The 23,499-nt window shown below is 67.9% G+C and carries 26 protein-coding genes; 20 read left to right on the top strand and 6 right to left on the bottom strand.

The window, feature by feature from the left end; genetic code table 11:
* Positions 1–14 precede the first annotated feature (14 nt).
* Together AWC16_RS07895 and AWC16_RS07890 are read right to left on the bottom strand one after the other, a co-directional pair.
* A complete protein-coding gene (locus AWC16_RS07895) occupies positions 15–428 on the bottom strand; it encodes a nitroreductase family deazaflavin-dependent oxidoreductase (RefSeq protein ID WP_085264196.1) in 414 nt (137 codons plus the stop codon).
* A 24-nt stretch (positions 429–452) separates the two neighbouring features.
* Positions 453–857, bottom strand: coding sequence for a nitroreductase family deazaflavin-dependent oxidoreductase (locus AWC16_RS07890; RefSeq protein ID WP_085264195.1), 405 nt, complete (start codon positions 855–857; stop codon positions 453–455).
* 109 nt (positions 858–966) lie between these two features.
* Here AWC16_RS07890 and hisD point away from each other — a divergent pair, with 109 nt between their 5' ends.
* The 11 genes from hisD (at position 967) to AWC16_RS07835 (ending at position 10,734) form a co-directional block, all read left to right on the top strand.
* Positions 967–2,322, top strand: a complete 1,356-nt coding sequence (hisD, locus tag AWC16_RS07885; RefSeq protein ID WP_085264194.1) for a histidinol dehydrogenase — start codon at positions 967–969, stop codon at positions 2,320–2,322.
* Positions 2,319–3,467 carry a histidinol-phosphate transaminase gene (locus AWC16_RS07880; RefSeq protein ID WP_085264193.1) on the top strand — a complete coding sequence of 383 codons (1,149 nt, stop codon included), beginning with the start codon at positions 2,319–2,321 and terminating at the stop codon, positions 3,465–3,467. The genes hisD and AWC16_RS07880 overlap by 4 nt, the downstream gene beginning before the upstream one ends.
* A complete protein-coding gene (gene hisB / locus AWC16_RS07875; RefSeq protein ID WP_085264192.1) occupies positions 3,464–4,072 on the top strand; it encodes an imidazoleglycerol-phosphate dehydratase HisB in 609 nt (202 codons plus the stop codon). The genes AWC16_RS07880 and hisB overlap by 4 nt, the downstream gene beginning before the upstream one ends.
* Complete coding sequence (hisH, locus tag AWC16_RS07870) at positions 4,069–4,692, top strand: imidazole glycerol phosphate synthase subunit HisH (protein ID WP_085264191.1); 624 nt, start codon at positions 4,069–4,071, stop codon at positions 4,690–4,692. Before hisB ends, hisH begins: the two co-directional genes overlap by 4 nt.
* Positions 4,693–4,700: 8 nt before the next feature.
* Positions 4,701–5,453 carry a bifunctional 1-(5-phosphoribosyl)-5-((5-phosphoribosylamino)methylideneamino)imidazole-4-carboxamide isomerase/phosphoribosylanthranilate isomerase PriA gene (priA, locus tag AWC16_RS07865; RefSeq protein WP_085264190.1) on the top strand — a complete coding sequence of 251 codons (753 nt, stop codon included), beginning with the start codon at positions 4,701–4,703 and terminating at the stop codon, positions 5,451–5,453.
* 6 nt (positions 5,454–5,459) lie between these two features.
* The gene (locus tag AWC16_RS07860) at positions 5,460–6,275 is read left to right on the top strand and encodes an inositol monophosphatase family protein (protein ID WP_085264189.1); all 816 of its coding nucleotides are present in this window, start codon (positions 5,460–5,462) and stop codon (positions 6,273–6,275) included.
* A 115-nt stretch (positions 6,276–6,390) separates the two neighbouring features.
* A complete protein-coding gene (gene hisF, locus AWC16_RS07855; protein ID WP_085264188.1) occupies positions 6,391–7,176 on the top strand; it encodes an imidazole glycerol phosphate synthase subunit HisF in 786 nt (261 codons plus the stop codon).
* A gap of 5 nt (positions 7,177–7,181) precedes the next feature.
* Complete coding sequence (gene hisI, locus AWC16_RS07850; protein WP_085264259.1) at positions 7,182–7,529, top strand: phosphoribosyl-AMP cyclohydrolase; 348 nt, start codon at positions 7,182–7,184, stop codon at positions 7,527–7,529.
* A gap of 93 nt (positions 7,530–7,622) precedes the next feature.
* Positions 7,623–8,366, top strand: a complete 744-nt coding sequence (locus AWC16_RS07845) for an ATP synthase subunit B family protein (protein WP_085264187.1) — start codon at positions 7,623–7,625, stop codon at positions 8,364–8,366.
* A gap of 144 nt (positions 8,367–8,510) precedes the next feature.
* Positions 8,511–9,494 (top strand): coiled-coil domain-containing protein, encoded by a 984-nt coding sequence (locus AWC16_RS07840; RefSeq protein ID WP_085264186.1) that lies wholly within the window; start codon positions 8,511–8,513, stop codon positions 9,492–9,494.
* A gap of 208 nt (positions 9,495–9,702) precedes the next feature.
* Entirely contained in the window at positions 9,703–10,734 is a 1,032-nt protein-coding gene (locus AWC16_RS07835; protein ID WP_085264185.1) for a coiled-coil domain-containing protein, read from the top strand.
* A 2-nt stretch (positions 10,735–10,736) separates the two neighbouring features.
* Here the strand turns inward: AWC16_RS07835 and AWC16_RS07830 are convergent, their stop codons facing one another.
* Positions 10,737–11,201, bottom strand: coding sequence for a peroxiredoxin (locus AWC16_RS07830; RefSeq protein WP_085264258.1), 465 nt, complete (start codon positions 11,199–11,201; stop codon positions 10,737–10,739).
* Positions 11,202–11,265: 64 nt separating this feature from the next.
* On the opposite strand from AWC16_RS07830, the gene AWC16_RS07825 reads away from it, so the two are divergent.
* From AWC16_RS07825 to AWC16_RS07785, 9 genes are all read left to right on the top strand, one after another.
* On the top strand, positions 11,266–12,807 hold the full coding sequence (locus tag AWC16_RS07825; RefSeq protein ID WP_409370661.1) for an anthranilate synthase component I: 1,542 nt from the start codon (positions 11,266–11,268) through the stop codon (positions 12,805–12,807).
* Positions 12,800–13,471, top strand: coding sequence for a TIGR02234 family membrane protein (locus AWC16_RS07820; RefSeq protein ID WP_085264184.1), 672 nt, complete (start codon positions 12,800–12,802; stop codon positions 13,469–13,471). The genes AWC16_RS07825 and AWC16_RS07820 overlap by 8 nt, the downstream gene beginning before the upstream one ends.
* Positions 13,472–13,564: 93 nt before the next feature.
* The gene (trpC, locus tag AWC16_RS07815; RefSeq protein WP_085264256.1) at positions 13,565–14,383 is read left to right on the top strand and encodes an indole-3-glycerol phosphate synthase TrpC; all 819 of its coding nucleotides are present in this window, start codon (positions 13,565–13,567) and stop codon (positions 14,381–14,383) included.
* Entirely contained in the window at positions 14,384–15,649 is a 1,266-nt protein-coding gene (trpB, locus tag AWC16_RS07810) for a tryptophan synthase subunit beta (RefSeq protein ID WP_085264183.1), read from the top strand.
* Positions 15,646–16,452, top strand: a complete 807-nt coding sequence (gene trpA / locus AWC16_RS07805) for a tryptophan synthase subunit alpha (RefSeq protein ID WP_085264182.1) — start codon at positions 15,646–15,648, stop codon at positions 16,450–16,452. Before trpB ends, trpA begins: the two co-directional genes overlap by 4 nt.
* Positions 16,449–18,089, top strand: a complete 1,641-nt coding sequence (gene lgt / locus AWC16_RS07800) for a prolipoprotein diacylglyceryl transferase (RefSeq protein WP_085264181.1) — start codon at positions 16,449–16,451, stop codon at positions 18,087–18,089. Before trpA ends, lgt begins: the two co-directional genes overlap by 4 nt.
* A gap of 55 nt (positions 18,090–18,144) precedes the next feature.
* Positions 18,145–18,531, top strand: coding sequence for a TM2 domain-containing protein (locus AWC16_RS07795; protein ID WP_085264180.1), 387 nt, complete (start codon positions 18,145–18,147; stop codon positions 18,529–18,531).
* A gap of 91 nt (positions 18,532–18,622) precedes the next feature.
* Positions 18,623–20,041: a pyruvate kinase gene (gene pyk, locus AWC16_RS07790; RefSeq protein WP_085264179.1), complete on the top strand. Its 1,419-nt coding sequence runs from the start codon at positions 18,623–18,625 to the stop codon at positions 20,039–20,041.
* Positions 20,041–20,919 carry an acyl-CoA thioesterase II gene (locus tag AWC16_RS07785; protein ID WP_085264178.1) on the top strand — a complete coding sequence of 293 codons (879 nt, stop codon included), beginning with the start codon at positions 20,041–20,043 and terminating at the stop codon, positions 20,917–20,919. The genes pyk and AWC16_RS07785 overlap by 1 nt, the downstream gene beginning before the upstream one ends.
* Here the strand turns inward: AWC16_RS07785 and AWC16_RS07780 are convergent.
* The 3 genes from AWC16_RS07780 to AWC16_RS07770 all read right to left on the bottom strand — a co-directional run bounded on the left by AWC16_RS07780 (position 20,916) and on the right by AWC16_RS07770 (position 23,480).
* On the bottom strand, positions 20,916–21,479 hold the full coding sequence (locus AWC16_RS07780) for a DUF4190 domain-containing protein (RefSeq protein ID WP_085264177.1): 564 nt from the start codon (positions 21,477–21,479) through the stop codon (positions 20,916–20,918). The genes AWC16_RS07785 and AWC16_RS07780 overlap by 4 nt on opposite strands.
* A 101-nt stretch (positions 21,480–21,580) precedes the next feature.
* Positions 21,581–22,174 (bottom strand): HdeD family acid-resistance protein, encoded by a 594-nt coding sequence (locus tag AWC16_RS07775; RefSeq protein ID WP_109561326.1) that lies wholly within the window; start codon positions 22,172–22,174, stop codon positions 21,581–21,583.
* Between the two features lie 52 nt (positions 22,175–22,226).
* Positions 22,227–23,480, bottom strand: a complete 1,254-nt coding sequence (locus AWC16_RS07770) for an alpha/beta hydrolase (RefSeq protein WP_085264176.1) — start codon at positions 23,478–23,480, stop codon at positions 22,227–22,229.
* Positions 23,481–23,499: the final 19 nt, after the last annotated feature.

Genomic DNA, 23,499 nt, shown 5'->3' with positions numbered 1-23,499 from the left:
TCGCCGGGTGTGCGTCAGCTGCTGACGTCGGTGACCAGCACCGCGACCTTGCGGTTCTGCAACCGCACCGCGAACGGCAGCGAGGTGTCGCCTGAGCCGGCCGGCAGGATCCGCGGGTTGACCAGGTGCAGTTCGCGGCGGAACAGTCGGACGTCGGCCTCGCCGGCGGCCAGCACGTTCTTGACCCAGTCGGTCCTGCCGTGGCCCAGCGCGATCGCCAGCTGGTCGCCCTTGCGGTAGGTCGTCACCACCGTCTCGTAGGGCTTACCGGACTTGCGCCCGCGATGCCTGATCACCGACGCGCCCGGCAGGAACCGGGACAGCGGCTTGACCACCGGATTCACGTATTTGATCTGCAAGCGGTCCGTCCATGCCGGGAACACCGAAGGCAGCTTGGAGGTGTCGTCGGCACTCTTGTCGACAGCCATGGGGACTCCGTTTCTCGTGGTGTTTCAGGTGATATCTGCGACCAGTATCCCGACCCACCGTGCGCCCACCCGGGCGATCCACGGCAGGCCACTGGTGTCGCCGCCGACCGGCACGATCCGCGGATTGGTGACGCGTACGTCGCGCCGGAACAGATGCACGTCGGCCTCGCCGGCGGCCAGCACGTTCCTGACCCAGTCGGCCTTGCCGTGACCGAGCAGCACCGCCAGCCGCGGACCCCTGCAGAACGCACGCACCACGGTCCGGTACGGGTTGCCGGACTTGCGGCCCCGATGGTCGATCACCGCGAAGGTGGGCAGGTGGAATCGTCTGACCACGGGGCTTTCGATCGTGCGCTGCAGGTAGTCCAGCCAGTCGGGGAAGACGTAGGGCACTCCGGGAACGCTCTTGGGGTGGTCCTTGGTGGACATGCCGGCGCCTCCGTTCGCGAGATCACAGCTGCGGACCAGCCTAGCCGCGGGGCGGGTGCCCGGCGGGTCGTCCCGGCGCTGCGATATTGACTTGAGGCCCTCTGGGAGAATGGACGACGTGAACACCGGCCTGATGGCACGCATCGACCTGCGCGGCACCGAGCAGTCGGACCCGTCTTCGCTGTCGAAGGCCCGGCTGCGCTCCGTGCTGCCGCGCGGCGGTGTGGACGTGGAGGCGGTGTTGCCGCGGGTGCGCCCGATCGTCGAGGCGATCGCGGAGCGCGGAGCCGCCGCCGCCCTGGAGTTCGGGGAATCCTTCGACCGGGTACGACCGGCCACCGTCCGGGTCCCGGGTGCGGCGCTGGACGCCGCGCTGGCCGGGCTGGACCCCGCCGTGCGGACCGCCTTGGAGGTGGCGATCGCCCGCGCCCGCGCGGTGCACGCTGACCAGCGGCGCACTGACACCACCACCACCCTGGCTCCGGGCGCCACCGTCACCGAACGCTGGGTTCCGGTCGATCGGGTAGGTCTGTACGTGCCGGGTGGCAACGCTGTCTACCCGTCCAGCGTGGTGATGAACGTCGTCCCGGCCCAGATCGCCGGTGTCGACTCGCTGGTGATCGCCAGCCCGCCGCAGGCGGCTTTCGACGGCCTGCCACACCCGACGATCCTGGCCGCGGCCCGGCTGCTCGGTGTCGAGGAGGTCTGGGCGGTCGGTGGTGCGCAGGCGGTGGCGCTGCTGGCCTACGGCGGCACCGACACCGATCAAGGTGAGCTGGCGCCGGTCGACATGATCACCGGGCCCGGCAACATCTACGTCACCGCCGCCAAACGACTGTGCCGTTCGCAGGTCGGTATCGACGCCGAAGCCGGCCCCACCGAAATCGCCATCCTGGCCGACAACACCGCCAACCCGGCGCATCTGGCCGCCGACCTGATCAGCCAGGCCGAACACGATGAGATGGCCGCCAGCGTGCTGGTCACCACCAGTCCCGAACTGGCCGACGCCACCGACCGTGAGGTGACGGCTCAGCTGCAGACCACCGTGCACCGGGAGCGGGTGACCACGGCGCTGTCCGGACCCCAGTCGGCGATCGTGCTGGTCGACGACCTGGACGCCGGCATCCGCGTGGTGAACGCCTACGCCGCCGAGCACCTGGAGATCCAGACTGCCGACCCCGCCGCGGTGGTGGCCCGGATCCGTTCGGCTGGAGCCATTTTCGTCGGACCGTATGCGCCGGTCAGTCTCGGTGACTATTGCGCCGGCTCCAATCACGTACTGCCCACCGCGGGCAGCGCACGGCACTCCAGCGGGCTGTCGGTGCAGACTTTCCTGCGCGGCATTCACGTCGTCGACTACACCGAGGCCGCGCTCAAGGACGTCAGCGGGCACGTGATCGCGCTGGCCCAAGCCGAGGACCTGCCGTCGCACGGCGAAGCGGTCCGCAGGAGGTTCGAGCAGTGACCGGCACCGACCAGCGGCCGGGCGGTGACATCACGCTGGCGGAGTTGCCGTTGCGCGATGACCTGCGCGGCAAATCACCTTACGGCGCACCGCAACTCGACGTTCCGGTGCGGCTCAACACCAACGAGAACCCGCACCCGCCGAGCACGGCGCTCATCGACGACGTCGCCCGTTCGGTGCGGGAGGCCGCAGCCGAACTGCACCGCTATCCCGACCGTGACGCGGTGGCGCTGCGCACCGACCTGGCCGGTTATCTGAGCACCCAGACCGGTGTCGCGGTGGGGCCGGAGAATGTCTGGGCGGCCAACGGTTCCAACGAGATCCTGCAACAGTTGCTGCAGGCGTTCGGCGGGCCGGGCCGCAGCGCGATCGGGTTCGTCCCGTCGTATTCGATGCACCCGATCATCTCCGACGGCACCCAGACCCGGTGGCTGGCCGCGAACCGGGCCGACGACTTCGGCCTGGACGTTGCCGTGGCCGCTGCGGCCATCGCCGAGCACAAGCCCGATGTGGTGTTCGTCGCTTCGCCGAACAACCCGTCCGGGCAGAGCATCTCGCTGCAGGATCTGCGTGGCCTGCTCGACGTCGCGCCGGGGATCGTGATCGTGGACGAGGCCTACGGTGAATTCTCCTCCGAGCCCAGCGCCATCGGGCTGATCGCGGACTACCCGGTCAAGCTGATCGTCACCCGCACCATGAGCAAGGCGTTCGCGTTCGCCGGTGGCCGGCTCGGCTACCTGATCGCGGCCCCCGCGGTGATCGAGGCGATGCTGCTGGTGCGCCTGCCCTACCACCTGTCGGTGGTCACTCAGGCGGCCGCCCGCGCCGCGCTGCGGCACGCCGACGACACCCTGGGCAGCGTCGCGCAGCTGGTCGCCGAGCGGGAACGCGTCTCGGTGGCACTGACCGCCATGGGATTTCGGGTCATTCCCAGCGACGCCAATTTCGTGCTGTTCGGCCGGTTCGCCGACGCACCCGCGACCTGGCAGCACTACCTGGACGCCGGCATCCTCATCCGCGACGTCGGTATCCCCGGATACCTGCGAGCCACCACCGGATTGCCGGAGGAGAACGACGCGCTGCTCGCCGCCAGCCGACAACTTGCGGCCACCGAACTGGCCCAAACACCCCTAGGAGCAACATGACCCGCCGCGCCAGGGTGGAACGCACCACCCGCGAATCCGAGATCACGGTCGAACTCGACCTGGACGGCACCGGGATCGTCGACATCGACACCGGGGTCCCGTTCTACGACCACATGCTGACCGCGCTGGGCAGCCACGCCAGCTTCGACCTGACGGTGCGGGCCCGCGGCGACGTCGAGATCGAAGCGCACCACACCGTCGAGGACACCGCGATCGTGCTCGGGCAGGCGCTGGGTGAAGCGCTCGGCGACAAGAAAGGCATCCGCCGGTTCGGCGACGCGTTCATCCCGATGGACGAAACGCTGGCCCACGCTGCCGTCGATGTGTCCGGGCGGCCCTACTGCGTGCACACCGGCGAGCCGGACCACTTGCAGCACACCACAATTGCCGGATCGCAGGTGCCCTACCACACCGTCATCAACCGGCACGTGTTCGAGACCCTGGCGTCCAACGCGCGTATCGCGCTGCACGTGCGGGTGCTCTACGGGCGCGACCCGCACCACATCACCGAAGCTCAGTACAAGGCGGTCGCGCGTGCGCTGCGCGAGGCCGTGGAACCCGACCCCCGGGTGACGGGTGTGCCGTCCACCAAAGGTGCCCTGTGACCGCGAAACCCCGGGTGGTGATCCTGGACTACGGTTCCGGAAACCTGCGCTCGGCCCAGCGCGCCCTGCAGCGGGCCGGTGCCGACGTCGAGGTGACCGCGGATGCCGACGCCGCGGCCGCCGCCGACGGTCTGCTGGTTCCGGGTGTCGGGGCGTTCGCGGCGTGCATGGCCGGACTGCGCAAGGTGCACGGCGAGAAGATCATCGCCGAGCGGGTGCACGGCGGGCGCCCCGTGTTGGGGGTGTGCGTCGGCATGCAGATTCTGTTCGCCCACGGTGTGGAGTTCGGGATGGACACCACCGGCTGCGGCCAGTGGCCGGGTGCGGTCACCCGGCTGGACGCCCCGGTGATCCCGCACATGGGCTGGAACGTCGTCGACGCGGCACCGGGCAGCACACTGTTCGCCGGGCTGGACGCCGACACCCGGTTCTACTTCGTGCACTCCTACGCCGCGCAGCGCTGGGAGGGCCGCCCTGAGGCTTTGGTGACCTGGGCAACCCATCAGGTACCGTTCCTGGCGGCTGTCGAGGACGGGCCGTTGGCCGCCACCCAGTTTCACCCCGAAAAGAGTGGGGATGCCGGGGCGACACTGTTGAGCAACTGGGTGGAGGCACTGTGAGTACTTCTGTGAACAAGGCACTGGTTCTGTTGCCGGCCGTCGACGTGGTCGACGGACGCGCGGTGCGCCTGGTGCAGGGCAAGGCCGGCAGCGAGACCGAGTACGGCTCGGCGCTGGACGCCGCGTTGGGTTGGCAGCGTGACGGTGCGGAATGGATCCACCTGGTCGACCTGGACGCCGCTTTCGGACGCGGATCGAACCGTGAACTGCTCGCCGATGTGGTTGGGCGCCTGGATGTCAAGGTCGAACTGTCCGGCGGCATCCGCGACGACGAGTCGTTGGCAGCGGCGCTGGCCACCGGCTGCGCCCGGGTGAACCTGGGGACGGCCGCATTGGAGAACCCGCAGTGGTGCGCGCGAGCGATCGCCGAGCACGGCGACAAGGTCGCGGTCGGACTGGATGTCCAGATTGACCACAGCCACCCTGACGGCGCCCACCGGCTGCGGGGTCGCGGTTGGGAGACCGACGGCGGCGACCTCTGGCCGGTACTGGAACGTCTTGACCGCGAAGGGTGTTCACGATACGTCGTCACCGACGTGACCAAGGACGGCACGCTGGGCGGCCCCAACCTGGATCTGCTCGGTGAGGTCGCCGACCGCACCGATGCTCCGGTGATCGCGTCTGGGGGAGTGTCCAGCCTGGACGACCTGCGGGCGATCGCCACACTGGTCGGTCGCGGGGTGGAGGGCGCGATTGTCGGCAAGGCGCTCTACGCGGGCCGGTTCACCCTGCCCGAGGCATTGTCCACGGTGCAGGGGTAGGCCGAAATGGCGTTGGACACCGCGGATCTGGGTGCGCTGATCACAGCGGCGTCGGAGATCCTCGATGTCGCCGCCGAGCCGTTCGTCTCCGGCCACCGCGCTGATTCCGCGGTCCGCAAGGGCGGCAATGACTTTGCCACCGAGGTTGACCTGGCCCTGGAACGGCAGATCACCGACGCCCTGGTGGAGGCCACCGGAATCGGGGTGCACGGTGAGGAGTTCGGCGGGCCACCCATCGATTCACCGCTGGTGTGGGTGCTCGACCCCATCGACGGGACCTTCAATTACGCGGCGGGATCGCCGATGGCCGCCATCCTGCTGGGCCTGCTGCGCGACGGTGAGCCGGTCGCGGGACTGACCTGGCTGCCGTTCGCCGACCAGCGCTACACCGCGGTGGCCGGCGGCCCGCTGATCCGCAACGGGGTGGCGCAGCCGCAGCTGCAGCCCGCCGAACTGTCCGACTCGCTGGTGGGCATCGGCACGTTCAACGTCGAGTGGCGGGGCCGGTTTCCCGGCCGCTACCGGCTGGCGGTGCTGGAAGGCCTGAGCCGGGTGACCTCGCGGCCCCGGATGCACGGCGCCACCGGAATAGATCTGGCCTACGTCGCCGACGGAACCTTGGGCGGTGCAATCAGTTTCGGCCACCACGTCTGGGATCACGCCGCGGGTGTCGCCATGGTGCGTTCCGCTGGTGGCGTCGTCACCGATCTGTCCGGCGCGGACTGGACGGTCCGGTCTGACTCGGCGCTGGTCGCCGCTCCGGGGGTGCACGGTCAGATCCTGCAGATCCTCGAGCAAGTCGGCGCACCGGGAGACTACTGAGATGCATAAGCACAGCGGTTCAGCGAGGCTCGACGCAGGAGAGGCGAAGCTGGGACCGATGCATAAGCACAGCGGTTCAGCGAGGCTCGACGCAGGAGAGGCGAAGCTGGGACCGATGCATAAACACAGTGACGTGGCGGTACGGGTCATTCCGTGCCTGGACGTCGACGGCGGCCGCGTCGTCAAAGGGGTCAACTTCGCCAACCTGCGCGATGCCGGCGACCCGGTCGAACTGGCCGCCGCCTACGACGCTGAGGGCGCCGACGAGCTGACCTTCCTCGACGTCACGGCGTCGTCGTCGGGCCGGGCCACCATGCTCGACGTCGTCGCTCGCACCGCCGATCAGGTGTTCATTCCGCTGACCGTCGGCGGTGGGGTGCGCACCGTCGCCGACGTCGACGTGCTGCTGCGTGCCGGCGCCGACAAGGTGTCGGTCAACACCGCCGCCATCGCCCGCCCGGAGCTGCTGGCCGAGCTGGCTCGCCAGTTCGGCTCCCAGTGCATTGTGCTGTCGGTCGACGCCCGCACCGTGCCGGCCGGATCGGCCCCCACACCGTCGGGTTGGGAGGTCACCACCCACGGTGGGCGGCAGGGCACCGGTATCGACGCGATCGAATGGGCGGTCCGCGGTGTGGAACTCGGGGTCGGGGAGATCCTGCTGAACTCGATGGACGCTGATGGCACCAAGGCAGGATTCGATCTGCCGATGCTGCGTGCGGTGCGAGCGGCGGTGAGCGTGCCGGTGATCGCCAGCGGGGGAGCAGGTGCGGCAGAGCATTTCGCCCCGGCGGTCGGGGCAGGTGCGGACGCAGTGCTGGCGGCCAGCGTGTTTCACTTCGGGGAGCTGACCATCGGCCAGGTCAAAGCGGCGATGGCCGCTGAAGGGATCACAGTGAGATGAGTGCGATGATCCTCGATCCGGCGATCGCGGCCCGGCTCAAGCGCAATGCCGAGGGCCTGATCGCCGCGGTGGCACAGCAGCGGGGCAGCGGCGACGTGTTGATGGTCGCCTGGATGGATGACGCTGCGTTGGCGCGCACGTTGGCAACCCGTGAGGCAACGTACTTTTCGCGATCCCGAAACGAGCAGTGGGTCAAGGGCGCCACTTCCGGCCACACCCAGTACGTGCATTCGGTACGGCTGGACTGTGACGGTGACACGGTGCTGCTGGAGGTCGATCAGACCGGCGGCGCGTGTCATACCGGCGACCACAGCTGCTTCGACGCCGACGTGTTACTGCCTCCCGCAGATTGATTCGCCGGGTTCGTGCGGCGGTTCCAGCTTCACCTCTCCTTCGTCGAGCTTCGCTAAACCGCCGAAGGTGGCCGAGCGGTATGCTGGCCGACTGTGACTTCCGACGAAAAGGACGACTCGTACCCGTTGGACCACACGCACAGTTCGGCGAGCTACGAGGTGGAGCGGGTTTCTCTACAGATCGACGCCCACTACGCCAAGGGCACGGTCAGCGACATCGAGGCGCGTATGCCACGGGATGGTTCGCGGATCATCGCGCTGACAAACCAGTTGAGCGAATCGCAGGCGAACCTGGAGTCGGCGTCTGCGCGTTTCAATGAGTTGGCGTCCGCCATTCCTGGAGACATCGTCGATCTAAGTGAACGGCTGTCCGGAATTCTCAACGGCGCGGTAGCCGAGGCCGACGATATTCGCGCGGAGGCCCAGCGCTTCGCCGACGGTTTGCGCCGCGCTGCCGAGGACGAGGCCGCCGCGATTCTTGACGATGCCGAGGCGCAACGCCGAGAGGCGGCTGAGCTGCGGGCCGAGTTGGAAACCCAGCACAAACAGCTGCGGGCACAGGCCGCGCACCTGCGGCGACAGGCTGTCATGAGCGCCGCCGAGATCATGCGGGAAGCGGAGAGTCACGCCTCGGCGATCCTGACCGAAATGAACCAGGCGATCAATGCCCACGTGGTGGAGGCGCAGCGGCGCTTGACCGAACTGATGGATGTGCGGGCGAAAATTGTCGACCAGATAGAGCGTTCGACGACTCAAGTTAATCGCCCGACTCAAGTTAGTCGCCAATCTCTTCCACCGACCAGAGAGCCCTGGTTTCGCGAGAACCGCCCGCGCTGACTCCATTGTCTGGCCCCCGGAATTCGCCGTGAATTCGTCGGTGACAGGGCCACGAGGGTCTGCTACGCTACGTCGCACGGCGGCTCGATCGCGCTGACCGAGATGCCCTCATTCACAATTTAACTCGGTCGAGGAGTTCAGCTGGTGGTGCTACGAATTCCGGAATTCGAAACGCAGATGCGGGGTTTCGATCGAATTGCGGTATCTGATTATATTGCGCGCCTGCATCATGAGATCGAAATTCTTCAGGAACACGCCAAATCGCTCGATGCGGTGAAGGCTCAGGCACGTTTTGAGCGCGACCGACTGACCGCTGAGGTGGCGCGGCTGCAGAACGATCTCGTGCGGATGACCGCCGATGCCGATTCCCAACGCCAGGAGCTCACCGCTGAACTGATGCGGCTGCGATCCCAGTTCGAGCAGGTCTCCGGTCCGGTGGACTCGGCGGAGGGCATGTCGGATCGCGTCGCGCGGATGATGCGGATCGCCTCCGAGGAGGCCAAGCGCACCAAGGAATTGGCCCGCCAGGAGGCCGAGGCCCTGACCGGCGATCTGCGGGAGCAGCTGGAGGCGGCCAGGCACGACCGGGTTGCCGCCGGTGAAGTGCTGGCCGAGTTGCAGGCCTCCGCCAACGCGCGTCGCGCGAAGATCCTCGACGTCGCGACCGCGGAAGCCGACGAGATCCTGCGGTCCGCGCACGAAGAGCGCAGCCGGATCGCCCGGCAGATCGAAGACGCCGAATGTAGCCGCCGCGAGGTTTACCAGCGTCTGGCCGAGGAGCACGAGCGCAACCGCCGGGAGGCGCAGGAAGCTCTGGACGAGCAGATCAAGCTGGCCTGGGACGAAGACGAGCGCAACCGCCGGGAGGCGCAACGGCGGCTGGACCGGCAGATGAAAGAGGCATGGGAGCAGGCCGAGGCCAACATCGCCACACTCGACACCGAAGCGCGCCTGGAGGCGTCAACCCTGATCGCGACCGCCCAGCGTGAGGCGAGCGCACTCAGCGAACGCGCTCAGTCCACGGTGGACCTGCTGGCACGGGAGCGTGCCGGAATTCTCACGCACCTCAATGCGATCAGGAATTGGATCGACACCGCCGTCGGCAACATCCCGTCCGCCGGAAAATGAGTCCTGGTTTCGCGAAAACTGTCCAGGCGCAGGCGGACATTCGCCCACCATGGGAACGGTGACATGCGCTCGTCAGGTCTGGTACGCTCCGTCGCACGGTAGCTTGAGTGATCATGCCCATTTGGCTTCGCGCACAAGCCAACTCGGTTGAACACTGATTGCCTGCCGAACCGAACACCGAACCTGTCGGGCACTTAGGAGTAAGCCGGTGGCGCTAGAGATTCCGGAATTCGAAACGCAGATGCGGGGTTTCGATCGCAATGAGGTCTCCGACTACATCGCTCGCCTCCATCGCGAAATAAGCACCCTGCAGGAACACAACAAATCCCTCGAAGCGGCCAAGTCGCAAACTCGATTCGACCGCGAACAACTCACCGCTGAGGTCACCCGCCTGCAGAACGACGTGGTGCGGATGACTGCCGAAGCCGAGTCCGAGCGGCAACGTCTCACTGCAGAACTGGCCCAACTCCAATCCCAGTTCGAGCAGGTCACCGGTCCGGTCGATTCGGTGGAAGGCATGTCGGATCGCATCGCGCGGATGATGCGGATCGCCTCCGAGGAAGCACGGCGCACCAAGGAGCTGGCCCGCCAGGACGCCGAGGCGCTGACCAGCGAACTGAGCGAGCAGCTGGAGGCCGCCAGGCACGACCGGGCCGCCGCCAGTGAGGCGCTGGCCGAGTTCCAGGCATCCACCAACGCGCGCCGGGCCAAGATCCTCGACGCCGCGACTCAAGAGGCCGAGGAGATCCTGCGGGTCGCGCACGAAGAGCGCAGCCGGATCGCGCAGGAGATCGAAGACGCCGAGCGCAGCCGTCGTGAGGTCTACCAGCGTTTGGCCGAGGAGGACGAGCGCAACCGCCGGGCGGCGCAGGAAGCTCTGGACGAGCAGATCAAGCTGGCCTGGGACGAAGACGAGCGCAACCGCCGGGAGGCGCAGCACCGGCTGGACCAGAAGATGAAGGCGGCATGGGAGCAGGCCGAGGCCAACATCGCCAAACTCGACAAGGAAGCCCGGTTGGAGGCCTCCGCGCTGATCTCCAGCACCAAACGCGAAGCCAAGGTGCTCACCGAGCGCACTCAGGCCGAAGTGGAGCTGCTGAAGCGGGAACGCACCGGGATCGTCACCCACCTCAGCGAGATCAGGAACTGGATCGATACCGCGGTGGGCGAGTACCGGTCGCCCGACCTGTCCGATGACGCTCCACCGGAAACCGACCGGGACGACGCCGACGACGCCTGAAACTAGGCCGGCCGGCGAGCCTTCAGCACCTCCAGTGCCTTGTCGGCGTGGGCGTCCATGGAGAATTCGCTGGCGATGACATCCAGCACGGTGCGGTCGGTGTCTATGACGAACGTGGTCCGCTTCACCGGCATCAGCTTGCCCAGCAGGCCGCGCTTCACGCCGAACTGGGTGGCCACCGTGCCGTCGGTGTCGGACAGCAGCGGGTAGTCGAAACCCTGTTGGTCGGCGAACTTGGCCTGCTTGGCCACCGCGTCGGCGCTGATACCCACCCGGTTGGCCCCGACCGCGGCGAACTCGCCGGCCAGGTCTCGGAAGTGGCAGGCTTCCTTGGTGCATCCGGGCGTCATGGCCGCCGGATAGAAGAACAACACCACCGGCCCGTCGGCCAGCAGTTCGCTGAGTTTGCGCGGCGCCCCGGTCTGGTCGGGGAGCTCGAAGTCGGCCACGGTGTCACCGGTTTTCATGCCGGCCACGCTACTCCGGGTGCGCGACCCGCTGCCCTCAAGTCTGGTCTGGGAAGATGGGCGCGTGCACACCGCTAGCTTTTCCCAGGCCGGCACCGCATCGCGGGAGGACTTTCGCGCGCTGGCGGCCGAACACCGCGTGGTCCCGGTGACCCGCAAGGTGCTGGCCGACGCCGAGACCCCGCTGTCGGCGTACCGCAAGCTGGCCGCCAACCGTCCCGGCACCTTCCTGTTGGAGTCGGCCGAAAACGGTCGGTCCTGGTCGCGATGGTCGTTCATCGGCGCGAGCACGACCTCGGCGCTGACGGTGCGCGACGGCGAAGCGGTGTGGCTGGGCGCCGCGCCGCAGGGCGCACCCACCGGCGGGGACCCGCTGCAGGCCCTGCGCGAAACGCTGGCGCTGTTGGAGACGGCCGCCATTCCCGGGCTGCCGCCGCTGTCCAGCGGGCTGGTGGGATTCTTCGCCTACGACATGGTGCGCCGTCTGGAGCGCCTGCCCGAGTTGGCCGTCGACGACTTGCAGCTGCCCGACATGCTGCTGTTATTGGCCACCGACATGGCCGCCGTCGACCACCACGAGGGCACCATCACCTTGATCGCCAACGCGGTCAACTGGAATGGCACCGACGAGCGCGTCGACGAGGCCTACGACGATGCGATCGCCCGGCTCGACGTGATGACCGCGGCGCTGAGTCAACCGCTGGAATCCAGCGTCGCCACCTTCGACCGTCCCGAGCCGGTGTATCGGCGCCAGCGCACCCCCGAAGAGTACGGGGTGATCGTCGAGCGACTGGTCGGGGAGATCGAAGCCGGTGAGGCGTTCCAGGTCGTTCCGTCCCAGCGGTTTGAGATGGACACCGACGTGGACCCCATCGACGTCTACCGGATGCTGCGGGTGTCCAATCCGAGCCCGTATATGTATCTGCTTCAGGTGCCCGATAGTGCTGGGGGACTGGCGTTTTCGATCGTGGGTTCCAGCCCCGAGGCGCTGGTGACGGTCCAGGACGGCCGCGCGACCACCCACCCGATCGCCGGAACGCGGTGGCGCGGTGCGACCGAGGAGGAAGACCAGCTGCTGGAGAAGGACCTGCTGCATGACGACAAGGAACGCGCCGAGCATCTGATGCTGGTCGACCTCGGCCGCAACGACTTGGGCCGGGTCTGTGTTCCGGGCACCGTGCGGGTCTCCGACTACAGCCACATCGAGCGCTACAGCCACGTCATGCATCTGGTGTCCACGGTCAGCGGAGAACTCGCCGAGGACCGGACGGCGCTGGACGCGGTGACCGCGTGTTTCCCCGCGGGCACGCTGTCCGGGGCGCCCAAAGTGCGCGCGATGGAACTGATCGAAGAGGTCGAGAAGACCCGGCGCGGCCTCTACGGCGGCGTCGTCGGCTACCTGGACTTCGCCGGCAACGCAGACTTCGCGATCGCGATCCGCACCGCCCTGCTGCGCAATGGCACCGCCTACGTACAGGCCGGTGGGGGCGTGGTGGCCGACTCCAACGGCCCCTACGAATACACCGAAGCCTCGAACAAGGCCCGGGCCGTGCTGGCCGCGATCGCAGCCGCCGCAACGCTGTCGGCGCCCGGGGCCGATGGCTGACAGCCGCGACCGCGGCGGCGCCCGCGCGCTGCGGGCGGCGCAACTGCTGCTGGTGGTAGCCGCAGCCGGGCTGTGGGGAGCATCGCGGCTGCCGTGGGTTCTCGTCCGGTCGTTCGACGGGCTGGGCCAGCCCAAACAGGTCATCGTCACCGGCGCGTCCTGGTCGACGGCGCTGCTGCCACTGGCATTGCTGTGTCTGGCTGCCGCGGTCGCGGCGATGGCGGTGCACGGCTGGCAGCTTCGGGTGCTGGCGGTGGTGCTGGCTGCGGTGAGCCTGGCCGGCGGCTATCTCGCCATCAGCATGTGGGTGGCCCGCGACGTCGCGGTCCGGGCGCTGGACATCGCCGAGATTCCGCTGACCTCCCAATTCGCTACCGATCGCCGATACACCGGCGCGACCCTGAGCCTGGTTGCCGCGGTGTGTGTCCTGGCCGCGGCGGTGCTGTTGATGCGCGCCGCCGCACACAACGCCGGCAGCGTCACCAAATACGCGGCCCCCGCGGTGCGCCGCTCGGCGGCCCGCGACAGCGAGACCGCGGTGGGCACAGGTCCGGATGCCCCGGAGATGTCGGAACGAATGATGTGGGATGCGCTCGACGAGGGTCGTGACCCCACCGGTGATCCGGGCGATGAGGCCTCCGGCCCGGACGGCAGGGGTTCTTGACGGGCCGGTGACACCGAGGATGGCGCGGGTCGTTACCCTTCGATGAAGGTTTTCGACGAAGGTCCACTGGACGCGGGAGAGGAAGCGGCAGGCATGAGTTCGGCATCCGTTCTCGACTCCATCATCGAGGGAGTCTGCGCCGACCTTGCCGCCCGAGAGGCCGTCGTCCCGCTGGCGGAAGTCAAGGCGGCAGCCGAGGCCATGCCCCCGCCGCGAGACGTCATGGCGGCGCTGCGCGAGCCCGGCATCGCGGTCATCGCAGAGGTCAAGCGCGCCAGCCCCTCGAAGGGACAACTGGCCCCCATCGCCGACCCGGCGGAGCTGGCCAGCTCCTACGCCGACGGCGGGGCCCGCGCCATCAGCGTGCTGACCGAACAGCGCCGGTTCAACGGCTCGCTGGCCGACTTGGATGAAGTTCGGGCCGCGGTGTCCATCCCGGTGCTGCGCAAGGATTTCATCGTGCGGCCGTACCAGATTCACGAAGCCCGCGCCCACGGCGCGGACATGCTGTTGCTGATCGTCGCGGCGCTCGAACAGCAGGCCCTGGTCTCCATGCTGGACCGCACCGAGTCACTCGGGATGACCGCCCTGGTCGAGGTGCACACCGAGGAAGAGGCTGACCGGGCCCTGACGGCCGGCGCGAAGGTGATCGGGGTCAACGCGCGCGACCTGACCACGCTGGAGGTCGACCGCGACTGCTTCGCGCGGATCGCGCCGGGGCTGCCGACCGAGGTGGTCAAGATCGCCGAATCCGGGGTTCGCGGCACTGCGGACCTGCTGGCCTACGCCGGCGCCGGTGCGGACGCCGTCCTGGTGGGCGAGGGGTTGGTCACCAGTGGGGACCCGCGGGCGGCCGTTGCCGATTTGGTCAGTGCGGGTAAGCATCCGTCCTGCCCGAAGTCGGCTCGCTAAATGTCAGACACCCCGCACCTGAATCTTCCGCGCGCCAGCGCCGGAGTGTCCGAACCGACCCGTCACGACCCCGACGCCCGTGGGCATTTCGGCGCTTACGGGGGCCGCTACGTCGCCGAGGCGCTGATGGCGGTCATCGAAGAGGTCACCGCCGCCTATGACAAGGTGCGCAACGACCGGGAGTTCCTGGACACCCTCGACGATCTGCAGACCCACTACACCGGCCGGCCGTCACCGCTGTATGAGGCCGAGCGACTGTCGGCGCACGCCGGCGGGGCACGCATCTTCCTGAAGCGGGAGGATCTCAACCACACCGGCTCGCACAAGATCAACAATGTGCTCGGCCAGGCCCTGCTGGCCCGTCACATGGGCAAGACCCGGGTGATCGCCGAGACCGGCGCCGGCCAGCACGGGGTTGCCACCGCGACGGCCTGCGCCCTGCTGGGCCTGGAGTGCGTGATCTACATGGGTGCCGTCGACACCCGGCGCCAGGCGCTCAATGTGGCCCGGATGCGGCTGCTGGGCGCCGAGGTGGTCTCGGTCGAGTCGGGTTCGCAGACCCTCAAGGACGCCATCAACGAGGCGTTCCGGGACTGGGTCACCAACGCCGACCGCACCTACTACTGCTTCGGCACCGCGGCCGGGCCCCACCCGTTCCCGACCATGGTGCGGGACTTCCAGCGGATCGTCGGGTTGGAGACCCGGGTTCAGATTCAGCAGATGGCCGGCCGACTGCCCGACGCCGTGGTGGCGTGCGTGGGCGGCGGGTCGAATGCGATCGGAATCTTCCACGCGTTTCTCGACGATCCCGCGGTCCGGTTGGTCGGCTTCGAAGCCGCCGGCGACGGCGTGGACACCGGCCGGCATGCCGCGACGTTCGCCGGCGGGTCGCCGGGTGCGTTCCAGGGGTCGTTCTCCTACCTGCTGCAGGACGACGACGGCCAGACCATCGAATCGCACTCGATCTCGGCCGGGCTGGATTATCCGGGCGTGGGTCCCGAGCACGCCTGGCTGCGGGAGACCGGCCGAGCCGAATACCGGCCGATCACCGACACCGAGGCGATGGATGCGTTCGGAATCCTCTGCCGCACTGAGGGAATCATTCCGGCGATCGAATCGGCGCACGCGGTGGCGGGAGCACTCAAGCTGGCCGGCGAGTTGGGGCCGGGCAAGGTGATCGTGGTCAACGTGTCCGGTCGGGGCGACAAGGACGTCGAGACCGCGGCCAAGTGGTTCGGTCTGCTCGACGAGGGCGGTCCGGCATGAGCGACCACGCCGGCGACCGGCTGGCCCCGATGTTCACCGCGTGCCGGGCCGAAGACCGCGCCGCGCTGATCGGCTACCTGCCGACCGGATACCCGGATGTGCCGGGGTCCATCGCCGCGATGACCGCCCTGGTCGAATCCGGTTGTGACCTCATCGAAGTCGGTGTCCCGTATTCCGATCCGGGAATGGACGGCCCGACCATCGCACGCGCCACCGAGACCGCCCTGCAGGGCGGTGTGCGGGTTCGCGACACTCTGACCGCCGTCGAGGCGATCGCCGGCGCCGGCGGCCGGGCGGTGGTGATGACCTACTGGAATCCGGTGCTGCGCTACGGCGTCGACGCGTTCGCCCGCGACCTGGCGGCGGCCGGCGGACTCGGGCTGATCACCCCGGACCTGATCGTCGACGAAGCCGACGACTGGATGGCAGCGTCCGAACAGCATGCGCTGGACCGGATCTTCCTGGTCGCACCGTCATCGACGCCGCAGCGACTGGCCGAGACCGTGAAAGCCACCCGCGGATTCGTCTACGCCGCGTCCACGATGGGGGTCACCGGCGCCCGCAACACGGTGTCGAACGCGGCACCGCAACTGGTGCGCAGGGTGCGCGAGGTCTCCGACATTCCCGTCGGCGTCGGTCTGGGGGTGCGGTCGGGCGCGCAGGCCGCCGAGATCGGCGCCTACACCGACGGTGTCATCGTCGGCTCGGCACTGGTCACCGCCCTCACCGATGGCCTGACCGGGCTGCGGTCCTTGACCGAAGAACTTGTTTCCGGTGTCCGTCAAAGGATTTCACAGCGATGACTTTGAATTGGCTCACGTACTTTCCCAGCCCGGCGCGTGGTGTCTGGCATCTGGGACTGGTCCCGATCCGGGCCTACGCGCTGTGCATCATCATCGGGATCGTCGTCGCCCTGCTGATCGGCGATCGCCGGTGGCGCGCCCGCGGCGGTGAACCGGGTGTCATCTACGACATCGCGCTATGGGCGGTGCCGTTCGGTCTGATCGGTGGGCGGCTGTATCACCTGATGACGGACTGGCGGACCTACTTCGGCGAGGGCGGCGTCGGGTGGGAGGCGACTCCGCGGATCTGGGACGGCGGTCTGGGGATCTGGGGTGCGGTGGCACTCGGTGGGGTCGGTGCGTGGATCGGCTGCCGTCGCCGGGGGATCTCGTTGCCCGCCTTCGGTGACGCCGTGGCGCCCGGCATCGTGTTGGCGCAGGCGATCGGGCGGATCGGAAACTACTTCAACCAGGAGCTCTACGGCCGGGAGACGACGCTGCCGTGGGGTCTGGAGATCTTCTGGCGCGAAGACGCCGCCGGGGTGCGCGATCCGCACCTGCTCGACGGCGTGTCGACCGGCGAGCTGTACAAGATCGTCCAGCCGACGTTCTTGTACGAACTGCTGTGGAACCTGGTGGTATTCGTCGTCTTGATCTACGCCGACCGCCGGTTCCGCATGGGGCATGGCCGGCTGTTCGCGCTCTATGTCGCCGGCTATTGCATCGGCCGTTTCGGCATCGAACTGCTCCGCGACGACGCGGCCACTCATATCGCCGGAATCCGGGTCAACTCGTTCACCTCCACGTTCGTGTTCATCGGCGCGGTCGTTTACATCCTGCTCGCGACCAAGGGCCGCGAGGATCCAGAAGCCATCCGTCGCGCCTGGCAACCCGACGAATCAGACGAGCAGGAGGCTGCAGCGGAAGCGGAGCTGGAGCCCGGAGAAGAGCTGGAAGCGCAGGACGAGAAGGAGTTGGTGGCCGCCGGTGTCGCCAACGGTGTCGGCTCGGTGGTTCGGGTGCCGAAAAGGCTTAGCGGCGAGGATGAGTCAGACGACTCGGACGGGTCGGACGAGTCGGACGAGTCGGAAGAAGAGGCTGAGGCTACCGACAGCGCCGAGGAAGCCCCGGAGGCCGAGGAATCCGAGGCGACCGAACCGGAGTCCGGAGAATCCGGGGAAGCCGACGAGACCGAACCGGAGTCTGAGCTCGAGGAGGTTGTCGAGGCCGTCGACGACACGGTCGAAGCCGACGAGGCCGTCGAGGGCGACCAGGCCGATAAGGACACAGACGAGGCCGAAGAGCCCGAGTCGGAGTCTGATGAGCAGGCCGAGGGCATTGAGGACCAAGAGACGGCAGAAGAGCCCGCCGCGGTAGAAGAGCTCGAGAAGGTCGAAGAGCCCGAACCGGAAGCTGAGGCCGACGAGGCGGAAACCGCCGAAGATGCTGAGCTCGAGCCGGCCGGCGAGGACAGCACGGAGCCAGAAGCGGAGCCGGAAGAGGACGCCGACTCGGACTCCGACGACACCACAGAACCCGCGGAGCCCGCCGAGCCCGAGGAGCCCGAAGGAGTCGAAGACTCCGAAGACGACCCCGAGGAGACCGACGGGCGCCGACGATGGCTCCGACCCCGATTCGGACGAAACCGACGACCCTGACCTGCGCGAATAGCAGCCCCGACGGCGCCGGCGACATTTCTGGCATGCTGCAGGCATGACCGATCCGCAGTGGCCTCCGGCAGGGCAGCAGGGCAACTGGGGGCCCTACGAGCAACCGTCGGGCTATCCGCCCCCTTACCCGGACATGTCGGCGCCTCACGGCCGCCATCCGGCTACCGGGCAGCCCTACTCGGAGAAGTCGAAAGTCATCGCAGCTCTGCTGCAGCTGCTCGGCCTGTTCGGGTTCCTCGGGTTCGGCCGCATCTACCTCGGCCAATTTCGGTTGGGGATCACGCAGTTGCTGTTCGGCCTGTTCATCACCGCCGTGACATGGGGGATCGGCGTCGCCGTACCGGTCATCTGGGGAGTCATCGATGCGATTCTGCTGCTGGGCGGACGGGTGCACGACACGCAGGGCCGACCACTGCGCGACGGCATCTGATCGTCCCGTTTCGGCTGCGTGCCACTCGGTTTCCGTTGGCGCCAACCGTTCCTGAGGAGGACGGCTCAGGCGGCCCGACTATGCTTGCGCCGTGAATAGACGCGGCAAGATCGTCTGTACTCTCGGCCCGGCAAGCCACTCCGCGGAGATGGTCCGGGCGTTGGTCGAAGCGGGCATGGACGTGGCCCGCCTGAACTTCAGCCACGGTGACCACAAGGACCACCAGGCCTCCTACGAATGGGTGCGCGCCGCCTCGGACGAGACCGGCCGGGCGGTCGGGGTGCTCGCCGATCTGCAGGGGCCCAAGATCCGGTTGGGACGTTTCGCCGACGGCCCCACGTACTGGGCGAACGGTGAGACGGTGCGGATCACCGTGGAGGACTGCGCCGGCAGCCACGACCGGGTGTCCACCACCTACAAGCAGCTCGCCGCCGACGCGGCGCCGGGCGACCGTGTGCTGATCGACGACGGCAAGGTCGGGCTGGTGGTGGAACACATCGACGGTGACGACGTGGTGTGCGAGGTCACCGAGGGTGGGCCGGTCAGCAACAACAAGGGCATGTCGCTGCCGGGCATGAAGGTCTCCGCTCCGGCATTGTCGGAAAAGGACATCGAAGACCTCGAGTTCGCCCTGAAGCTCGGTGTGGACATGGTGGCGCTGTCGTTCGTGCGCTCGCCGTCGGATGTCGAGCTGGTGCACGAGGTGATGGATCGGGTCGGCCGCCGGGTTCCGGTGATCGCCAAGCTTGAGAAGCCGGAGGCCATCGAGAACCTCGAAGCCGTGGTGCTGGCCTTCGACGCGGTGATGGTGGCCCGCGGCGACCTGGGCGTGGAGCTGGCCCTCGAAGAGGTGCCCCTGGTGCAGAAGCGCGCCATCCAGGTCGCGCGGGAGAACGCCCGTCCGGTGATCGTCGCGACTCAGATGTTGGAGTCGATGATCGACAACTTCCGGCCCACCCGGGCGGAGGCGTCCGACGTCGCCAACGCGGTGCTCGACGGCACCGACGCGGTGATGCTGTCGGGGGAGACCGCGGTCGGCAAGTACGCCTTGGAGGCGGTGCGGACCATGAGCCGGATCATCTGCGCCGTCGAGCAGAACTCCACTGCGGCACCGCCGTTGACGCACGTGCCGCGCACCAAGCGGGGAGTGATCTCGTTCGCGGCACGTGAGATCGGTGAACGCCTCGACGCCAAGGCGTTGGTGGCCTTCACCCAGTCCGGTGACACCGTGCGTCGGCTGGCCCGGCTGCACACTCCGCTGCCATTGCTGGCCTTCACCGCGCTGCCCAAGATCCGCAGCCAGTTGGCGATGACCTGGGGTACCGAGACATTCATCGTCCCGCAGGAGAACTCGACCGACGGAATGATCCGCCAGGTGGACAAGGCGATGCTCGGGCTGGGTCGCTACCAGCGCGGTGATCTGGTGGTCATCGTCGCGGGCGCCCCGCCGGGAACCGAGGGCTCGACCAACATGATCCACGTGCATCGGATCGGTGAGGACGACGTCTAGTGCCGGTCGAGCCGAATACGGATCTCGAGGAGCTGCTGGCCGTACTGGACCTCAAGGTCACTGACGACGACGTATTCGTCGGATCGCACCCCAGTAAGACGCCGTTGCGCACCTTCGGGGGACAGCTGATGGCACAGTCGCTGGTTGCGGCGAGCCGGACGGTGGCCGAGCACCTTCCGCCCGGTGCGCTGTCGGTCCACTTCATCAACGGTGGCGACCCTGCCCGCGACATCGAATTCCGGGTGCACCGGTTGCGCGACGAACGCCGGTTCGCCAACCGCCGGGTCGACGCGTTTCAGGGCGACACCCTGATCGCCACCGCGATGGTCTCCTACCTGTTGGGTGGCAGCGGCATCGAGCACAGCGTCGAAGCGCCCACCGTCGCCGAACCGGAGACATTGCCCGGGCTGCGGGAACGTCTCAACGGCTACGAGGACGTCGTCCCCGGCTTCGTCAAGGCGCCGCACCCGATCGAGTGGCGCTACACCAACGACCCCGCCTGGATCATGCGCGACAAGGGCGGAAGCCTGGACCACAACCGGGTCTGGCTCAAGGCCGACGGGGCGTTGCCCGAGGACCCGGTGCTGCATACCGCGATGATGGTCTATTCGTCGGACACCACTGTGCTGGATTCCATCATCACCAAGCATGGGCTGTCGTGGGGATTCGACCGGATCTTCGCGGCCAGCGCCAACCACACGTTGTGGTTTCACCGGCCGGTACGGTTCGACGACTGGGTGCTGTATGCAACGTCGTCACCGGTGGCTGCGGACTCCCGCGGGTTGGGCACCGGACACTTCTTCGACCGATCCGGCCAGGTGATCGCCACCGTCACGCAGGAAGGCGTGCTGAAGTACTTCCCGAGCGTCAAGCGCTAGGCCGGCATCAGCGCCGAGTCCGATTCCTCCTGCACCATGGGGGCGTCGGCGCCACTGCCGAAGGTGTTCTCGAAGTGCTCACGGAACCGGTCGGTGCACTGCTGCTGCGCACCGGCGTCCGAACCCGCCTTGGTCATGCATTCCACATAGTCACCGGCGCCTGCCGTCCGCCAGATACCGACGTAGACGAAGATGCAGCCGATTCCGGCGACCACCGCCAGGGCACCCAGAACAATGCCGGCGAGCGCGACGCTGCCGTTGTCGGCTTCACCGCGTTTGGCCCGGCCGCGTCCGATCAACCCGAGCACCACCGCGGCGAGACCCAGTCCCACCCCGCCGATCACCGACAGCGCGGTCACGATGCCGGCGATGGCAACCACCAGGGCTGCGATGCCGGCACCGTTGCGGGGTGCGTTGGTCAGGCCGGCCGGCGGGTAACCGGGGTACTGCCCGGGCGCCGGATACGGGTACGGGTAGGCCGGTGGGGGACAACTACCGCCAGGTGGCGGCCAGGATGGTTGAGACTCGGGCGACAGCGAGGGCGTGCCGGACTCGGGCATTGCGGCGGACTCCACATCAGGGCATCAGGAGGTGTCAAACGGGGGCAGAACTCAGGGTACCCGCGTTGGCACGGGCCGCACCCCGAGCCGAGGTACGCCGCCTATCCGCCCGACAGCGCCGTCGCGACCTTGCCGGACTCACGCCGGACGTTGAACGCCGTGACGATCTCGACAACGCCGATGACAATGAGCCACCACCCGACGACCAGCGCCAGCGTCAACAGCGAGGTGAACGGCCACGCCAGCGTCACCAGCCCGGCCAGCAGGCTGACCACACCCATGAAGATCTGCCAGCCGCGGCCCGGCAGCGCGGGGTCGCTGATGGCCGCGACGGTGGCGGACACACCGCGGAAGATGAAGCCGACCGCAATCCAGATGGCCAGCAGCAGGACCGCGATGGCTTCCTCGTCGGAGTTGAAATGCCGGAAACAGAGCACGGCCAGAATCACCGATGCGGTGCCGCTGAGGAACAGCATCACCCGCCCGCCGGCGGACATCAAGGGCAGGCCGAAGGCGGAGATCAGTTGCGCGACGCCGGTTACCGCCAGGTAGACACCGAAGAGCACAGCGGCTACCAGGATCGTCTTACCGGGCCAATACAGGATCGCCGCGCCGAGTACCACGGCCAAGACACCGGAGACCAGTGTCGACTTCCACAGACTGGACAGCAGAGCCGAAGAAGAGGTTGTTTCCATGGCCGCAGTCTGGCACAGATGCCGCGTTCCAGGGCGTGGAATCAGGGCCGAATTAGTGTCGTGCCGTCCTTCTGGAGTAGACCTCGGCGAGAAACTGCTCGACGGCCACCGCCGTGTGCCCTGCCCGGGGTGAGCCGAAGATGTCGAAGGCGTGCTGAGCCAACGGCAACTCGGCATAGGCGACGGGGCTGGTGCTCACGTCACGCAACCGGGCGGTGAACGCACGGGCCTGCTCGACCGGCACCAACGTGTCGTTGGTGCCGTGCAGGACGAAAAAGGGTGGGGCGTCGGCAGATACGTACGTCATCGGTGACGCATCACGATAGGTGTCGGGGAATCGGCGCCGACTCTGCTTGAACACGTAGGCCCCCAACGTCGCAGGCAGCATCGGGTGCAGATCGATGTCGCCCGTCATGTCATAGATGCCGTAGAAGGGGACGGCCGCCTGCACGCTGGTGTCGGCGTCGGCGAAACCCGGCTGAAATCGCGGATCGTTGGGTGTCAGCGCGGTCAGCGCGCACAGGTGGCCGCCGGCCGAGCCGCCGGTCACCGCGACCCAGTCCGGGTCGCCGCCGTAGTCGGCGATGTGCGCTTTGATCCAGGCCAGGGCCCGCTTGACGTCGACGATGTGGTCGGGCCAGGTGGAACGCGGACTGAGCCGGTAGTTGATCGACACACACACCCAGCCCCGTTCGACCAGGTGGGCCATCAGCGGATGTGCTTGGCCGCGTTTGCTTCCCACCATCCAGGCGCCACCGGGAATCTGGAGCAGGACCGGAGCGCGGCCGTCTCGGGGGAGGTCGCGGTGACGCCACACGTCGAGGGTGTTGCGGCCGCCGTACTCGCCGTAGGGGATGTCGGAGTCGGTGGCGTAGTCGCGGTAGACCCGCATCATGCGCACGACACCGGGCGCCTTCGCGATCTCGCCTGCCGGACCCGGCGACTGCCAGAGGTCACGGCCGTCGGTGCGGCGCCTCGAACCGAGTCCGGCGTCCAACGCCGCGGTGAGCGGCCGATTCGCGGTGCGCCCGGCATGGTTCAGCCCGAGCAGGCCCAGCCAGGACAGCGCCGACACCAGCCAGCCGAACCGTCGTGCCTGCGGCGACAACCATCGCGACACCGCTGCCAACACCGCCGACTGACCGGCGATGAGCTGCAGCGGCAACTCCGAGGCGAACAGGCCGAAGCCGAACACATACAGCGACGGGTAGCCGCGCTTGGTCAGCGGGCGGTAACCGTTGACGGTGTTAGCCAGTCCGGTCAGCGAGCCGAGCACGGCCAAAAGCCTGGTCATTGCGCTCCTCAGCGTTGTGGGACAACCCTTT

This window comes from Mycolicibacter longobardus, assembly GCF_002102265.1.
In the GTDB taxonomy this organism is placed as follows: domain Bacteria; phylum Actinomycetota; class Actinomycetes; order Mycobacteriales; family Mycobacteriaceae; genus Mycobacterium; species Mycobacterium longobardum.
Note: the sequence above shows the minus strand (reverse complement) of the source record. Positions and strands in the feature narration are given on the sequence as shown.